11 protein-coding genes and 1 pseudogene are annotated in these 16,221 nt (G+C 60.0%); 8 read left to right on the top strand and 4 right to left on the bottom strand.

The window, feature by feature from the left end:
- Positions 1–28 precede the first annotated feature (28 nt).
- Positions 29–622: a TetR/AcrR family transcriptional regulator gene (locus ESZ00_RS17950; RefSeq protein WP_129209790.1), complete on the top strand. Its 594-nt coding sequence runs from the start codon at positions 29–31 to the stop codon at positions 620–622.
- Positions 623–1,061: 439 nt separating this feature from the next.
- Here ESZ00_RS17950 and ESZ00_RS17945 read toward each other — a convergent pair whose 3' ends face one another.
- The 3 genes from ESZ00_RS17945 to ESZ00_RS17935 form a co-directional block, all read right to left on the bottom strand.
- Positions 1,062–1,643, bottom strand: a complete 582-nt coding sequence (locus ESZ00_RS17945) for a Swt1 family HEPN domain-containing protein (RefSeq protein WP_204520235.1) — start codon at positions 1,641–1,643, stop codon at positions 1,062–1,064.
- Positions 1,633–2,247: a DUF5343 domain-containing protein gene (locus ESZ00_RS17940; RefSeq protein WP_129209789.1), complete on the bottom strand. Its 615-nt coding sequence runs from the start codon at positions 2,245–2,247 to the stop codon at positions 1,633–1,635. The genes ESZ00_RS17945 and ESZ00_RS17940 overlap by 11 nt, the downstream gene beginning before the upstream one ends.
- Before the next feature lie 190 nt (positions 2,248–2,437).
- Positions 2,438–4,201, bottom strand: coding sequence for a DUF885 family protein (locus ESZ00_RS17935; protein WP_229741098.1), 1,764 nt, complete (start codon positions 4,199–4,201; stop codon positions 2,438–2,440).
- Between the two features lie 228 nt (positions 4,202–4,429).
- On the opposite strand from ESZ00_RS17935, the gene ESZ00_RS17930 reads away from it, so the two are divergent.
- A complete protein-coding gene (locus ESZ00_RS17930; RefSeq protein ID WP_129209788.1) occupies positions 4,430–4,921 on the top strand; it encodes a lysozyme inhibitor LprI family protein in 492 nt (163 codons plus the stop codon).
- Positions 4,922–4,958: 37 nt separating this feature from the next.
- Here ESZ00_RS17930 and ESZ00_RS17925 read toward each other — a convergent pair whose 3' ends face one another.
- Entirely contained in the window at positions 4,959–7,229 is a 2,271-nt protein-coding gene (locus tag ESZ00_RS17925; RefSeq protein ID WP_129209787.1) for a RelA/SpoT family protein, read from the bottom strand.
- 491 nt (positions 7,230–7,720) lie between these two features.
- Here ESZ00_RS17925 and ESZ00_RS17920 point away from each other — a divergent pair, with 491 nt between their 5' ends.
- From ESZ00_RS17920 to bla, 6 genes and pseudogenes are all read left to right on the top strand, one after another.
- Positions 7,721–9,121 (top strand): class I SAM-dependent rRNA methyltransferase, encoded by a 1,401-nt coding sequence (locus tag ESZ00_RS17920; RefSeq protein WP_229741097.1) that lies wholly within the window; start codon positions 7,721–7,723, stop codon positions 9,119–9,121.
- A gap of 37 nt (positions 9,122–9,158) precedes the next feature.
- On the top strand, positions 9,159–9,326 hold the full coding sequence (locus ESZ00_RS20170) for a hypothetical protein (protein WP_164981610.1): 168 nt from the start codon (positions 9,159–9,161) through the stop codon (positions 9,324–9,326).
- Positions 9,327–9,920: 594 nt separating this feature from the next.
- Entirely contained in the window at positions 9,921–12,701 is a 2,781-nt protein-coding gene (locus ESZ00_RS17915; RefSeq protein WP_164981609.1) for a TonB-dependent receptor, read from the top strand.
- Positions 12,702–12,970: 269 nt separating this feature from the next.
- A pseudogene (locus ESZ00_RS20530) lies at positions 12,971–13,276 on the top strand (PAS domain-containing protein); the annotation flags it as partial.
- Between the two features lie 42 nt (positions 13,277–13,318).
- On the top strand, positions 13,319–15,016 hold the full coding sequence (locus ESZ00_RS17910) for a putative bifunctional diguanylate cyclase/phosphodiesterase (RefSeq protein ID WP_229741096.1): 1,698 nt from the start codon (positions 13,319–13,321) through the stop codon (positions 15,014–15,016).
- 243 nt (positions 15,017–15,259) lie between these two features.
- Positions 15,260–16,174, top strand: coding sequence for a class A beta-lactamase (gene bla, locus ESZ00_RS17905; protein WP_129209784.1), 915 nt, complete (start codon positions 15,260–15,262; stop codon positions 16,172–16,174).
- Positions 16,175–16,221: the final 47 nt, after the last annotated feature.

Raw genomic sequence — 16,221 nt, 5'->3', positions numbered from 1 at the left:
GTCAATAAGGCGGTTCTTCGGAGGACCCATGAAAAGCAAGGTAGTTCCAGCAGCAACGCCCGTTCGCGGTGTCAAAGAGGCAATCCTTGATACAGCGTGTGCGCTGTTTTACGAGCAGGGGGTGCGAGCGGTGGGTGTCGATTTGATCGTGGAGAAGGCTGGTGTCGCAAAAACCAGTCTGTACCGATTCTTCGGGACGAAGGATGAACTTGTGGCTGCCTTTCTGAGACGCGAGGACGAGGACTTCTGGGGTACCTGGGAGCGGGTTGCGAGGCAACACATGGACCAGCCAGCCGCCGAGTTGAAAGCTCAATTGAAATGGATTGGCGAGCGCGTCGGACGCTCCAATTACCGTGGCTGTCCGCAGATCAATGTGGCGGCGGAGTTTCCAGAGGCCGACCACCCGGCACGGAAGGTTGCAGCGGCACACAAGCGCGAAATGCGGAAACGATTAAAGAGCATCGCCGAGCGCTTAGGAGTGGCCCGTCCGGATCAGCTCGCCGGTCAGTTGTCCCTGCTCATCAATGGCGCCTTTGTCAGCTCTGCGATCTTCAAACCTGGTGAGGGAATCTCTCTACTACTGCGCACTGGCGATGCGTTGGTTCACGCAGCTCGCGAGTAGCTTCACTGGCCAGATGCCAAACAAAATTTGAAGAACTACTCCCGATATGTCGGCTTGTCGGCAGTGACGATAACGGCGTTTATCAGGAGTCCATTCCAAGTTCGCTCGGAAAAAGCTCCTCTTGGTCCTCGGGTGGTTTTCGCGAAGTTGGAGGCGAATTCTTGAGAAAGCCATTGTTGAACGCATAGGCTTTTCCACGCCCATGAGCTTTGCCTCGACAACCTCTGCAATTGCAATCTTTTCCTGACTCGGGGTTGCCTGCATAGCACTGGTGAGCACAAAAGTATCGGCGGGGAAGAGGGCCTGGCGACCCTGTGACAGATGGACGACGCCCATGCTTGAAACTCGATTTGTCTGCCATAACTAACGAGCCTACTGGGAAAACCGCCCATACGGAGCGAAGAAGGCGAAGGAACATCTAGAAGATTTACCTGATACGCTAAAGCCCAATCACGCGGTTCCAATCCGCGATGTACATATAGATTCGTTGAAATTCGCTCGGCAAGAGCATTCTGTTATGAGCAATAAAGTTTCGGCATTTCTCAAGCTCATCCATGCGCTGTTTTAACCAATGCTGCGTTGGGATCACGTCTTTGAATATCTCCCATTTCGCAACGATGATCTGTGCGAGTTGGCCAAAGTCGACAAATCCTAACAAATCAGATTTCTCACCTTCGAGCCAAGAATCCTTCAACGCCGACTCCCGCCTTGACTCGGCGTGCTCCTTTATCTTTGGCGGTAATTTTTCGACCCAATCCAGCCCTTCTTTCTCTGCAAGCGCCTCGCGAATGAAGTCGCGGATTTCATTTTCGAAACAAAACAATACGGCAAAAAGGCGAGCCATCTCCAGCGCGTTATTCCGCCTCGCTATTCCGAAAGGGGCGAGCGCTTCCTTTAGGAGATTCTCTTCGGCCTCAGTTGAATCCGCTCCTATCTGAATACCCGCCAAACGGAACTTTTCAGACTCGGCTTCGAACATGAGGCCACGGAATAAGAAATCTCGGACCTCGCTATTTTTCAAAAAGGTGCTCCTTGAGCGATTTAAATATAGCGTTGTAGACCTCGACGTCTTTTGTTGCTGGAAGGTGTATCTGGATGTTGTAGTGCAGACCCGAAACACCTTGACCATGCATGTGTGGAGGGGGCTGAATATCTAATTCTGCTTTCTTCTCGGGCTCTTTAGCCGGGGATGTATTCCCCGGTTTCTTCGAAAGGTCAGCTAGACTGAGAAGCCCCATGAAAGTCTTTGCCATCAAGCCGGCCACGTTCTCGCTCGCGTTGTGGAAGCTTTTGAACTTTCCTTCGATCGCATCTTTGTCGGATTGCGTCGGGTGCTCTTTAATGAGAAAAATATCGCCATAGGCATCGCGCAGCGCTTCTGCCATTATCAGTTTTGAGCGGGAATGATCTCGATAATCGTTATAGCGCTGTGTCGGCTTGCCCTCCGAAGATAGAAAACCTAGCGCCTTCAGAAGTGGTATGAAAGCGTGATCGTTGGAAGAGGTAAACCCCCAGTCTCTTAAGAGTTGACGCGTGAATCTTTCAGGCGCTTGTCCATCTCGGATTTTGCTGAAAATATCTGGGATACGGTTTGTCGCCAGCACGTATGCATTGCTCAGGGGCATCAACGTCCTCACAGGATGTTTTAGGGATGGCGCCAATAATACTATCGCCAGTCACACTATCTTGCGCCTAGCCAGTCCTCATATGTCGGCTTTTCGGCGGTGATTTTTCTCCGTATGCGCAAGAAGTGGTGACGAGGCATCTTCAAGCTTCCATCCCCAGACCGGATTCGGCCTGGGGATGGAAGCTTGCCTATGGATGCACCGGATGCTCGCCATAGAACTTCCAGCTGGTCGTGAAGTCCGGTGTGAGCTTCTGGTTCTCGAGGTCGGCGCGCAGCAGCTCGATCGGCATCGAGTTCTCGTGCAGGATAGCGTCGTGGAACTCGCGGTTGGTCATCTTGCCCGAGTCCACCAGTTCATGATGCAGCGCGCGGAACTGCAGGCCTCCCATCAGGTACGCGCACTGATAGAGCGGGCCGACTGAGCCATTGAACGAGCGGCGCACCTCACCGGTCGCGTTGTCCGGCTCAAAGCCCACATTGTCGATAAGGAACTGCACGCACTGCTGCGGCGTCCACTTGCCCAGGTGGAAGTTCATCGTAAAGATCACGCGCGCCGAGCGGTGCATACGCCACGCCAGCGCGCCCACGCGCTCTTCCGGCGTCTTGTCGTAACCCAGGTCCCAGTAGAGCATCTCCCACCAGAGCGAGTTGCCCTCGTGCCAGAAGGGTGTCTCGAAGACACGGCGGTACGGGTTGTAGCGGGCCGACATGTAGAACTGCAGGAAGTGCCCGGGGATCATCTCGTGGAAGGCAGTCGCGTGCGAAAGCGGCGTCGCGTTGCCGCGCATGCTCATCTCGCGTTGCTCGTAGGTCATGGTGTCGGTCGGGTAGGAGACGCTGATCTCGTTGCCGCCGGTGAAGAACGGATTCACCAGCTGGCGCTCGGGCGTCATCATGATCATGCGCAGCGTCTCTTTGGCGAGCGGCGGCACGGTGACCAGATCATGCTGCGTGGCGAAGTCGGCGCCGGAGTCGACCAGGTCGCGGATTACCTCGGGCTGCTCGCCCGGCGCCACGTGCATTTCCTTTACCTTCTCGACGGCGGCGTGCCAGTTATCGCCGTAGCCCATCTCGCGCGAGGCTTCGAGCATCTGCTTCATGCACCAGTCGTACTCGGTCTGGGCGATGGCGATCAGCTCTTCCGGTGTGTAAGGGATGTCGTTGTCCTTCAGCTCAGCCAGCAGGGCATCGCGGCCCACGGGATCGCCAATGATCGTGGTCTTGTCGTCGGGCGCGATGCCGACCAGCTTCGACTTGAGAAAGCTGATGTACTCGGTGATGGCCTTGTCCGCGTCTTTGTATGGCTGGTCAACCCACCAGGTAAAGTCGGGATCGTAGCCCGTGTACTGTCCGTACCACTGGTGGAGCTGCTCCTGCAGCAGCTCGCTGGCCTCGACGGTGCGGTTGGCGACGATGGGGCTTACCTTTTTCGCGGAATCAGGCTTCGGCGCGAGATCGTGCTCGGCGGCGTGGATCGCTTTCACCATCTCACTGAGCGCCTTGGCGGTCTGCTCGGCATTGGGGCGCTGCATCTTGCGCTTGCCGTCGATGAAGCCCTCGATGGTCGTCGCATAGGGCAACAGCGGATGCGTCTCCTCCGCTTCATGCTTCTGGATGGCCAGCTGGTGCAGTTCGCCGGTGATGTGCGTCTTGATGAGCACATAGTCGACGCGGTCTTCCTGCGAGGTGAGCGAATCGAAGGAGATGGCATGGAGTGCCGTGAGCTCGTCGTTGTAGAACTTTTCCATCCGGTCGAAGGTCGAGGGTTCGAAAGGGATGGTGTAGGTCATCTCCAGTGAGCGCAGGTCGGCCGAGTAGTTCTGGATGAAGTCCGGCATGCGGCGGTTGATGGCTGCGGGCGCAACCGGCGCGGCGAGTGCGGGCAGCGAGCTACAGGCCAGAAGAACGAAGGAAAGTCTGGCAGAAACAGAAGCACAGCGAAGACGCGGCATGAGCAGAGGCTCCGGGAAAGAAATGAAGGGGAACAGGCGCGACTTGCGCTTATCGCGTGTTATACAGTACGGCTACGTTGTATACAACAACGGATTTATAGCTTCCGGAGAGCATCGGGCCGTCATCGACAGCATGGCCCCTGTGCGCACTTGTCCTGTTCCCTATCGGCTGGAATGGAATGGGGATTGAACAGGGCTGGCAGGCTTTGCGATACTGCGTGCGACGTGATGAAGTCCCTGTTTTTTGTCTTCGTGCTGTCGCTGCCCCTGCTTGGCCAGCAGGCTGTGCAGCTTTCTCTTGCCCCCATCCGGGCGGAAGCAAAGATGGCGTTTACGGCAGAGATGGATCGCGCGGCCAAAGGGGATTGCCCGAACCAGGTAACATCCGCGGAAATCGATGCCTGTTACAAAACTGCGCTGCTGCAATCCAGGTCCAACCTGAACGCATTTCGCTCGGCGATCCGGATGAGTATCCAAGCCAGGGAGCGCCTGTTCCCGCCACTGATGCTCAAAGACTTCGAAGCATCCGAGCAAGCCTGGGATCGATACAGCGCCACGCAGACACAGGTGACCGCCGATATGGTCGACAATCCCGAAGACAAATCGAGCTCCGCAGCCGCGACAGAGATCGGCCTGATTCGAAGCCACCTGCGGGATCTGGACAAGATCTACAACATCCTGCTGCACAACAACTGCGGCGCATGCCTGGCGGATCAGTAATCCGTAAACCAGTGTCGAGAGCAGCCTGCCTGGAAGCTTACAGCTTTTGCGACCGCTGCACGTCACGTACGCCGGGAACGCGGCGCAGGCCCATGACCAGCCGGTTCAGGTGGCGGAGGTCTTCGGCTTCGACGACGAATTCGACGATGGCGTCGTCGTTCTCTCCCGGCTTGGAGTCGACGGTGCGGATGTTGGTGTTCTCGTCGCTGATGACGGCAGTGAGCTCCTTGAGCATGCCGGTGCGGTCATCGCAGAAGACAGTTAGCTTCACAGGGTAAGTAAGTTTGCGGCCCGCGATATCGTCGCCTGCGCGCGCCCATTCCACGGCGATGCGGCGATCCGACTCATAAAGAAGGTTCTGCACGTTGGGGCAGCTGCGGGCGTGGACGGCGACACCCTTGCCGCGCGTGACGTAGCCGATAATCTCTTCGCCGCGGATCGGATTGCAACATCGCGCGCGGTAGACGAGGAACTCGTCCTGGCCTTCCACCTGGAGAGAGTCGGCATTGCTGGTGATGGCGACGCGCTTGACGGTATCGGAGGGCCCATTGCCGGAGTCGGTTTCGATGCCGGGCTGCGGCGTGGGCTGGCTGATGACGCCCGGAGCAAGACGGTTGAGCACCTGCCGCGCCGAATACTTGCCGAAGCCGATGGCCGACATGAGGTCGTTCGGCGTGGTCAGGCTGTAGTCGATAGCGATGCGCTCGTAGTCGGACTCGTCGTACTTCGAGAGCGAGATCTTGTACTTGCGGGCTTCGCGCTCCAGCAGCTTGCGGCCAATCTCGATGGCCCGCTCGCGCTGGTGCTCATTGAGCCAGTGCTTGATCTTGTTGCGAGCGCGCGAGCTCTTGACGATCGAGAGCCAGTCGCGGCTCGGCGTGTGGCCGGTCTGGGTGATGACCTCGACAATGTCGCCGTTGCGCAGCTTATAGCGCAGCGGCACGATGCGCCCGTTCACCTTTGCGCCGGTACAGGTATGGCCGACTTCCGTATGAATCGAATAGGCAAAGTCGAGAGGACTCGCGTCCTTGGGAAGCACGACGACCTTGCCCTTCGGCGTAAAGGTGTAAACCTCTTCCGGGTAGAGATCGATCTTGAGCGTCGAAAGGAATTCGTTCGGATCGCTCATCTCGCGCTGCCACTCGACGAGTTGGCGGACCCAGGTGAGGCGTTGCTCATCTCGCGCCGAGATCGGTGAGCCGCCTGCCTTGTACTTCCAATGCGCGGCGATGCCTTCTTCGGCGATGCGGTGCATCTCCTCGGTGCGAATCTGGACCTCGAACTGGTGGCCGGCTTCGCCCATCACGGTTGTGTGCAGGGACTGATACAGATTCGGCCGCGGCATGGCGATGAAGTCCTTGATGCGGCCAGGGATAGGACGCCAGATGCTGTGAATGATGCCGAAGACCGCGTAGCAGTCGGGAACGCTGGCGGTAATGACGCGCAGGGCGAGAAGGTCGTAGACCTGGTCCACCGAGATCTGCGACTTCTGCAGCTTCTGGTTGATGGAGTAGAGACGCTTGATACGCCACTGCACGCGGGCCTTGATGTTGGCCTCGCGGAGCTTCTCATTGAGCAGGGCCTCGACGCCGGAGAGAAACTGTTCGCCTTCGCTGCGGCGCTCGTCGACGGCTTCCTGTACCTGCTCGTACTGGATGGGATCGACGTAACGGAAGGCCAGGTCTTCGAGCTCGCCGCGGACCTTACCCATGCCCAGGCGGTGGGCGAGCGGCGCATAGATGTCGAGAGTTTCACGTGCGATGGCCTGCTGTTTCTCCGGCTTCAGATGCTGGAGCGTGCGCATGTTGTGCAGGCGGTCGGCGAGCTTGATGAGGACGACGCGCACGTCGGAGACCATGGCGAGAAGCATCTTGCGGACGTTCTCCGCCTGGCGGTCTTCCTTGTTGGCAAATTCGATCTTGTCGATCTTGGTGACGCCCTCGACGATGTGGGCGACCTGTTCGCCGAAGCGGGTGGTGATGTCGGCGGTGGTGACGGGCGTATCTTCCACTGCGTCGTGGAGCAGACCGGCGGCGATGGCCGTCGAGTCGAGCTTCATGCTGGCGAGGACGATGGCGACCTCGAGCGGATGCAAGACGTAGGGCTCGCCCGAGGCGCGGAGCTGCCCGTCGTGGTGTTCCAGGCAGAACTGCCAGGCGCGGCGGATGATCTCGGTATCGTCGGAGGGGCGATTGGCATGGACCGTGTCGACAAGTTGCTGGAACTTCTCGGCGAAGAGCGTGGCGTTCTGCTCGGCGGGCGAGCCGGTCTGGGTCCCGGTCTTCGATTCGGTCGGGGCGGTTGCCATGTCTTATTTTATACGGGCCGGGCGACAGATGCATGAACGGAAGGCTGAGACCGGTGATCTGGGAGGCTCTTTGGGCGGCAAATACGAACGGCCTGCCGTATGGCAGGCCGTTCGTGCCCTGAGAGCTGAGATTCCCCCAAACCGCAACCCTCTTGACAGGCTTAGTGTCTCGCAGCCTGCTCCTGTTGGGTATCCCACAAGTGGTGCGGCTGGGTAGCACAGAGGTAGTGCGGTATCGGTTACGGAGGGGCAGGAGGACTGGTGCCCGAGGTGGGATGAGGCAATCCCCACAAAACGAAAGGCCTGCCGGCGAGGCAGACCTTTTGTGTCCCGAGAGTGAGATTCCCCCAAACCGCAACCTCGTGACAGGATCAGTCTCCCGCAGGTCCAACAGGAGTGGTATCCCACGAGTCGGGAGGTGGGATACCACGGTAGTGGGAGAACGCCCCATGGGAGAGCGCAGGCTCACTGTGCGAAGATGACTGTTTGGCATGAAGACAGATAAACAGGCTACAGGGAAAGGGCCGCGCGCAGAACGTCCGGCCCAGGCAAAGAGCAAGGGGAAGAGCCTCGCAAACCGGCAGGAGAAGCGCGATGGCGCTCGCCGGCCGGCGCAGAAGAGCGTGCGGCCGGCTCCGGCGCTGGAGATGGGCGAGGCGGGCGTAGCGGTAGTCTCGCGGCGCGGCGCCGAGCGGCTGCGGCGTGGGCATGTGTGGGTCTACCGGTCGGATATTGCGGCGCTGCCGGCCGACGCGATCGTCGAGGCCGGGGCGGAAGCCGATGCTCCGCGCCTGCTCACGGTGAACGATACGCGCGGCGTGGCCTTGGGGACGGCGCTTTACAGTCCCTACTCGGAGATCGCCCTGCGGCTGATCTCGACGGAGGTGCTGGAGAGCGAGGCAGCGTGGCTCGGATTGCTGGCCTCACGGCTGAAGGCGGCTATCGAGCAGCGGCAGCCGATTTTTACCGGCACGGACACGGACGCCAGCCGGCTGGTCTTCAGCGAGGCAGATGGTTTGCCGGGTCTGATTGTGGACAAGTACGGCCGCCTGGTCGTGGTGCAGCTGCTTTCGAAGGCTCTGGACTCGGTAGCGGTACGGATTGTGGTCACAGAGACGCTGCGTGCGGCACTCGGTCCGGAGGTGTCGGTCATCGTGGAACGGCCCGACCCGCGGATTCGCGAGCTGGAGAAGCTGAGCGCCGATGCTGGCTCTGCGCCGCTGTGGTCGGCGGAAGAAGAGCCGCTGCTGAAGACTGTTTTTCGCTTGAATGGGCTTGCCTTCCACTACGACGCGGCGGCCGGGCAGAAGACCGGGGCCTTCCTCGATCAGCGTGAGAACTACTCCGCCGCAGCGCGCTATGCGCACGGCGAGGCGCTCGATGTCTGCACCTATCAGGGCGGTTTCGCGCTGCACCTGGCGCAGACCTGCAGCCGGGTCACCGGCGTCGACGTCTCCCACGCCTCTCTCGAAGTGGCCGAAAGCAATCTCGGTCTGAACCCGCACCTGAAGGCGCAGGTCGACTGGATGGAGGCGAATGCCTTCGATCTGCTCAAGGACTGGAGCGAGGCAGGAACGAAGTTCGACACCATCGTGCTCGACCCTCCGGCCTTTGCCAAGTCGAAGCGTGCGGTGGAGGGGGCATTGCGCGGCTATAAGGAAATGAATCTGCGCGCGATGAAGATGCTGCGTCCGGGTGGCGTACTGGTCACGAACTCCTGCTCGCATCATGTTTCCGGAGCAGAGTTCCAGGCCGTCGTGGCCGCTGCGGCAGGTGATGTCGGACGGCGGGTGCGGCTGCTCGAGCGGCGCGGCGCGGCTGCCGATCATCCGGTGGTGCTGACCATCCCCGAGACCGAGTACCTGAAGTGCCTGGTATTGAAGGTGGAGTAGGGACCGTTGCCATGGACTGCTGCATCCCATAAATAGAGTGAGCCGGAATTCCTATCGGATATGGTTTCTGGGTGCGGCGGCATGGTTTTTCGATGCCGTGCTCGCACTGCATCACCATGCTCTGAGCCGGGGCGTGCTTGCGGCCGTGGTGTCGGCGCTGTTTCTGGCGGCGGGTATGTTTTTCAAGAAGCAGGCGGGACGCTGAGTCAGCACCATGGTGTGTAGAAGCTGCGGCGCGTAGAAGCTGCTTCGATGCCGATTCCGATGAGCGCTGCAATCACGTCGGAACAATACCGTATTGGCTCTATACAAAAGACGCAAGGCCCGCCGGATGGCGGGCCTTGCGCGTCTTGAGAGCTGTTGTTCCCCCAAACCGCAACCCTCGTGACAGGATCAGTCTCCTGCGAGAGCACCGGATGGGAAATCCCACTTCGCGAGCAACGAAGTAACACGAGAGTGGGAGTGGGGAAAAAGGGATTTCGTGCGGATTTACGGTTTAGTTAATAAAGCCGTCTTTCCCCCCAACCGGACGGCATGGGCCAGCGCGTGCTGGCTGTCTCGATTGCAGATTTTTCATTTATCTTGAGGTCACCCGGAACGCGCATAGAAAGCTTTGCGGGCGACGGCGCAGAAGTACGGGCGGCGTGCCGCTGGAGGTGTCTGCCAGGTAGATGTGAAGACGCGACAGGAGCCTTGTTTTCTGCTCCATGCGCAGTGTGGGAGATCCATGGGCTGGTGGTCTGTAGCGGCGTATCGACAGTTGGGGAAGCCTGAGAGGCGAAGAACTCCGCAAGCCTGGTTGATTCTGGCTCTCCTGTTGATCGCCGGGGCTGGAATGGTGCGGGCGCAGGTGCTCACCGAAGGACACAGCCAGGTACGGGCAGCAGAAGGAAGCGTTTCCGGAGTGATTGTCGATCCGACCGGGGCGCTGGTGGCTGGAGCGCAGGTGGTGCTGACTGGGCCGGATGGAGCCTCGCTGCTGGGCCGCTCCGATGCGGAAGGCACCTTTCGCTTCGAGGCTCTGGCTTCCGGAGCCTATTCTCTGCACATCGTGACAAAGGGTTTTCAGGCCGAGGACCGCACTGGGCTGCAGGTTGAGGACGGAGTTTCACTGCGGCTGAGGCTCTCTCTGAAGATAGAAATACAGCGGCAGGATATAGCCGTGAGCGGGGAAGAGCTGGATGCGACGCCGGAGCGCTCGCAGCAGGCCCTGGTGCTGACCAGGCGCGATCTGGCATCGCTGCCGACAAACCCGGGCGATCTGAAGACGCTGCTGCAGGCGATGTCTGGCAGCGGATCGCCGATGAACATGCAGGTGGATGGTTTCACGATGAGCCGCCTGCCTCCCAAGGCAGCGATCCGCGAGATCCGGCTGAACCAGAACCCCTATTCGGCACAGTACGACTCGACCGGCGAAAACCATGTGGAGGTCTTCACGCAGGCCGGCGGGGACAAGCTGCACGGTGACCTGGACCTGCTGGGTGAAGATTCGGCGTTCGATACCAAGAATCCGTTTGTCGTGGAGCAGCCGGAGTATGCGGCGTTTTATGCGAGCGGCGATCTGAGTGGACCGCTGACCAGGTCCAGTTCGTGGTTTCTGGCTGCCGACCGGCAGGATGTGGGCGCGCAGTCTTATGTGTATGCGACGACGTCGAGCACCGGGCCGGTGTATCAGACGGCGTTGAGCAGCCCGTTTACCTCGACGGACGCCGGGCCGCGGATCGATTTTCAGATAGGAAAGCACCAGCAGATCACGATGCGCTACCAGTTTGGACGGCAGGCGCAGGACAACCTGCTGGATAGTCAGCTGTCGCTGCCGTCGATGGCCTTCAGCACGCGCCATACCGAGCAGGCTCTGCAACTGGCCGATATGCAGACCTGGGGACCGCACACGGTGAACGAGACGCGCTTCCAGTTCCAGCGGACCAATGACAGCACGGTGCCGGTGAGCGCGGCGAGCGAGGTGGTGGTCGAGGGCGCCTTCAATGGAGGCGGCAATAGCAATGGGCAGCTGCATGAGGGGCAGAACCGCTACGAGCTGCAGGATTATGCTTCGCACGAACTGGGCCGCCATCTGCTGCGGCTGGGGGGACGGCTGCGCGATGTCGATGACGACAGCACCTCGACGGCAGGCTACAACGGACAGTTCCTCTTCGATTCGATCGAGGCCTACGAGATTACCGAGCAGGGGCTTGCAGCAGGGCTGACGATGGCGGAGATCCGCACCCTGGGCGGCGGAGCCAGCCAGTTCAGCTATGCGCTGGGAACGCCGCGGCTGCGCGTGAATGTGGCCGACCTCGGACTTTATGCCGAAGATGAATGGCGGATACGCTCCAACCAGACCCTCGATCTCGGGCTGCGGTATGAGATGCAGTCAGGCATCCCCGACCATGCGGACTGGGCGCCGCGCGGGAGCTGGTCATGGGGGATAGGAGCGAATCGCGGCCCCGATCACGATAAGCCTGCGTGGGCAGTACTGCGGCTTGGCGCGGGCATCTTCTATGGCCGCTTCGATCCGAAGTACATCCTCATTGCAGGGCGTGAAAACGGCATCCGGCAGCAGCGGTGGGTGGTGAATGATCCGGACTTCTACCCATCCGTTCCCGCTCCTGCGGATTTTGGTCCTGGAGCGCAGCCGACGATCTATCGCATCAGCAGTCGCTTGCATGCTCCCTATGTGGTGCAGCGCGGCGTGAGCGTGGACAAGACCTTCGACAAGCGCTGGACGGTCTCTGCGGACTGGAGCTGGTTTAAAGGCTTCGACCAGCTGCTGACGCGCAATGTGAACGCGCCGCTGCCCGGCACGTATAACCCTGACGACCCAACCAGCGGTACGCGGCCGATGGGCGGCAACGAGAACATTTACGAATACGAGAGCGAGGCGAACTCAACGCGCAACCGTCTCTTTGTGAACGTGCATTACCGGACCTCATGGGCTACGCTCTACGGCAATTACAGCTATGGGCATGCCAGAGCGGATACAGCAGGACCGGGCAGCTTTCCTTCGAACCAGTACGATCTGCGCCAGGACTGGGGCCGCGCAGCGAACGACATCCGGCACCGGTTGTATGTCGGGGCGCTGGCAAACACGCCGGGCAAGTTCGAGCTCAATCCTTTCCTGGTCTTCGAATCGAGCATGCCGTTTAACATCACAACTGGAACGGACCTGAACGGCGATTCCCAGTACAACGACCGCCCGGCCTTTGCGACCGATCTTTCGCGGCCGAGTGTCTATCGCACGAAGTGGGGGAACTTCGATGCCGATCCGCTGCCGGGCCAGAACGTCATCCCCATCAATTACGGCACCGGGCCCGCGGTGGTGATGCTGAATTTCAGTGCTTCGCGGGACTTTGCCTTTGGCCCCGTGACGCCTGGTGAGGGCGGAGCTCCGGGAGCACGGAAATACCAGATGAATCTGGGCTTCGAGGGACAAAACATTCTGAATATCGTGAATGGCGGTCCTCCGGAGGGAGTGCTCAGCGCGCCGGAGTTCGGGCACTCGACCGCATTGGTGACGACGGTGTACTCGAGTAACCAGGCGAATCGGATTATGTATTTACATGTGGCACTGAATTTCTGAATCAAAGTTTGTCTGCTGATGAAGTATTGGTTAGAAGAGCCCATGGCTCTGAACATGTTCACGACCAAAATTTGACCGCCGGGCAGCGCTGCGGGATTGCGCGCATCCAACGCATCACTCGTGTCAATTGCGGCATGCGCCGGCGGGATACAGGGAATGTCCTGACGGCGAGCCATGCTCGCGTGATGCGAGGGGGCCCGATTCTCAGGCAACTCCAGCGTAAGCGGCGGCCGAGGAAAGGATGAAGAGGTATTCGGGAACTGGGGGCTATGGGGGAAACGCTTTGCGGAAACCTGGACTGGTTGCCGCAAATGATGTGGCTGATACGAACTGGTCAAGAAGAAGTTTGCTTCAATCGTTCCTGGCGGATGTATACAGGTTCGGAAGCAACCGAGACTGGACGCGCCGGATGGCTGGCATGGGTGCATGCGGAAGATCGCGCGCGCGCATCGCAGCTTTGGAAGCAGGCCCAGGAGAGCGGACTCACTTTTGATGTGGAGTGCCGTCTTCGATCTGTTTCCGGGGAATATCGCTGGTTCTTATTTCATATTCAGCCGGGGGATTCGGAAGAGGGCACCGTCTGGTGCGGCTCCTGCGTCGATATCCATGAAAAAAGATTGCGGGGAGAGGCTCAGGCGCGCCAGCTGGAGGTACAGACGGAGATGCTGGATGCCAGCATCGACTGCATCAAGATCATCAATCGCGACGGCACACTGCGCCACATGAATCGTTCCGGATGCCTCGCACTGGGTGTGGCAGAGGGCGAGAGTGGCTTCGGCATGAAATGGCTGGAACTGTTGCCTGCAGAGGTCCGCAAGCGCGGTAGCAGAGCGTTGGCCTCCGCAAGGCGCGGTCGCAGCGCGCGATTCACCGGCCGCAGCGTGATTTCCGGGGAGAAGCCCAGGGAGTGGGACAACGTTCTGACTCCGATGCGTGGCGAAGACAACGAGATCACAGGAATCCTTTGCGTTTCCCGTGAAGTGACGCTCGAACGGGAAGCAGAGAAGCGCCTGCGGATGGCGAGCGAGGTGGATGCCCTGACCGGTCTGCCCAACCGGCGTATCTTCCGCGCGCGGTTGAACCGCATGATCGATAAGTCGCGGCAGAGCGGGCAGGTCTTTGGGCTGATGCTGTTCGATCTCGATTACTTCAAGCATGTCAACGACACGATGGGGCATATCGCCGGAGATCATCTGCTGCGCGAGCTCTCTCGAAGGCTGGCCTCTGCGCTCACCGGTGGCGACATTGCGGTTCGCCTGGGAGGAGATGAATTTGCCGTAGTGCTGGGCAATGTTGCGGACGCGGAAGCGGTGCAGAGCAAGGCGGAAGATCTGCTGAGCCGGATGAGTCGTCCGGTCACATACAGGGGGCGTCCTATCCACTGGGGTGTGAGCGCAGGCTGCGCCATGTTTCCTGCCGATGGGGGCGACGCGCAGCTTTTGATGCGCTGTGCGGATATGGCTCTGAATGACCTGAAGACCAGCAGGCGTGGCGGCGTGCTCATGTACAGCCGCAGCATGCAGCAGGCCATGGAGCAGGCCGCGACGGAGCGCGCCGTGGCGCGTGAGATTGTGCGCGAAGACTTCGTGGAGCCGCACTATCAGCCGAAGGTGCGGCTTAAGGATGGCGTTACGGTCGGCTTTGAAGCGCTGCTCCGCTGGCGTCGTGGCGACGAGTCGTTCCAGCCGGCGTCTACGGTCGCCGAAGCTTTCCGCGATTACCAGCTGGCGACCGGGATCGGTCAGTCGATGCTGGGAAAGGTTTTGCGGGATATACAGGAATGGAAGCAGCAGCGGCTGCAGGTGATGCCGGTCTCCATCAATGTTTCTCCGATGGAATTTCTCTATGATGATTTCGCCGAAAGCCTTCTCGCGCGTCTGGATGAGTTCCAGATAGAGCCTTCGCTGATCGAGATCGAAATCACCGAGCAGGTGTTGGCGGAGCGTGGCTCAGGTTATGCGGTGCGCGCGCTGCGCATGTTGAAGAAGGCCGGCGTGCGGATCGCGCTGGACGATTTCGGGACGGGATATTCCTCGTTCAAGCACTTGAGCGAGTATCCCGTGGACTGCCTGAAAATCGACCGGAGTTTCATTGCGCGCATGGCGGAGGAGCCGGGGATTCTGAAGATCGTGCAGGCCATTTTGCAGATGGGGCCGCACCTGTCGCTCGAGGTGCAGGCGGAGGGGATTGAAACCGGCCGCCAGCGGGCGATGCTGTATCGCGCAGGATGCAGCATCGGACAAGGCTTTTTGTGGGGAGGCGTTCTCACCGCAGAGCAGGTCACCGCGCACCTGGCATGGGCGGATGAAGAGTAAGGCACCCGGGTGTATCGACCTCATAGATGGTCTGAAAATAAGAACTAACCCTTATCGTTGTCATCCCGACCGGAGCGCACTGGGGTGGAGAAGCGCAGTGGAGGGACCTGCGGTTTGCCGGTACAGGGAGAACCGCAGGTTTCTCCACTCCGCAGGACCACAAAACGGTCCTGCTCCGGTCGAAATGACAGCCTCTTACTATCGCTATAGGTCGATACACCCTAGGGGAATGGAGGATAGGAAGTGATCTCGAGGCGGGATGTGGTGCGGGCTTCTCTGCTGCTGACGGGAGAAGCGCTGATCGCGCGAAGCGGTCGGTTGTGGGCGCAGAAGCCGGATGCCGTTGCGGCATTCGAACAGCGGTTAAAGGTCATCGAAGCAGGGACAGGCGGCCGGCTCGGTGTGGGCTTTCTCGATCCGGCAAACGGTATCAGAGCCGGATGGAAGCAGGACGAGCGCTTTCCCATGTGCAGCACGTTCAAGGTGCTCGCGGTTTCGGCGCTGTTGTCACGCGCAGATCGTGGCGAGGAGCATCTGGACCGGCTCATCCGGTATGGGAAGGCGGATGTCGTCTCCTATTCGCCGGAGAGCAGCCGGCACGTGGATACGGGCATGACGGTGAGCGATATCTGCCGGGCGGCCATGACCCTCAGCGATAACACGGCCGCCAATCTGATCCTGGCATCGATCGGCGGGCCTGCCGGCGTGACGGCATTCGCGCGGAGCCTGGGCGATGAGGTGACACGCCTGGACCGGACAGAGACTTCGCTGAACGAGGCGGTGCCGGGTGATCCGAGGGATACGACGGCTCCGGGAGAGATGGTCTCCGATTTACGCAAAGTGGTGACGGGGAATGTGCTGTCGGCGGCTTCGCGGGCGCAGCTGGTTGCGTGGATGGAAGCAAATACGACAGGGAAAGCGCGCATCCGTGCAGGCCTTGCTGCTTCGGGCCGCGCCGGGAGTTGGCGGATAGGCGACAAGACCGGCACTGGAGATCATGCGACCGCGAACGACATCGCTGTTCTCTGGCCCGAGGGACGGAGCCCGGTATTTCTATGCGTTTATCTGACAGAGGCGCAGGTGAAGTTTCCCGACCAGGAGGCAGCGATTGCTGCCGTGGCACAGGCCGCCGCAGGTTTGGTACAGCCTGGGGCCTGACCAGTTCGGCCGCTCCAACTGAAAAAGCCTGCCGGTGAAGGCAGGCT

It is taken from the genome of Silvibacterium dinghuense (genome assembly GCF_004123295.1).
GTDB lineage: Bacteria > Acidobacteriota > Terriglobia > Terriglobales > Acidobacteriaceae > Silvibacterium > Silvibacterium dinghuense.
The sequence above is the reverse complement of the archived record's forward strand: the minus strand, read 5'-3'. Positions and strand labels throughout refer to the sequence as shown.

Coding starts and splice junctions, on each gene's coding strand:
- ESZ00_RS17925 (WP_129209787.1), bottom strand. CDS start 7,229: ATGGCAACCGCCCCGACCGAATCGAAGACCGGGACCCAGACCGGCTCG.
- ESZ00_RS17920 (WP_229741097.1), top strand. CDS start 7,721: ATGAAGACAGATAAACAGGCTACAGGGAAAGGGCCGCGCGCAGAACGT.
- ESZ00_RS17940 (WP_129209789.1), bottom strand. CDS start 2,247: ATGCCCCTGAGCAATGCATACGTGCTGGCGACAAACCGTATCCCAGAT.
- ESZ00_RS17950 (WP_129209790.1), top strand. CDS start 29: ATGAAAAGCAAGGTAGTTCCAGCAGCAACGCCCGTTCGCGGTGTCAAA.
- ESZ00_RS17930 (WP_129209788.1), top strand. CDS start 4,430: ATGAAGTCCCTGTTTTTTGTCTTCGTGCTGTCGCTGCCCCTGCTTGGC.
- ESZ00_RS17935 (WP_229741098.1), bottom strand. CDS start 4,201: ATGCCGCGTCTTCGCTGTGCTTCTGTTTCTGCCAGACTTTCCTTCGTT.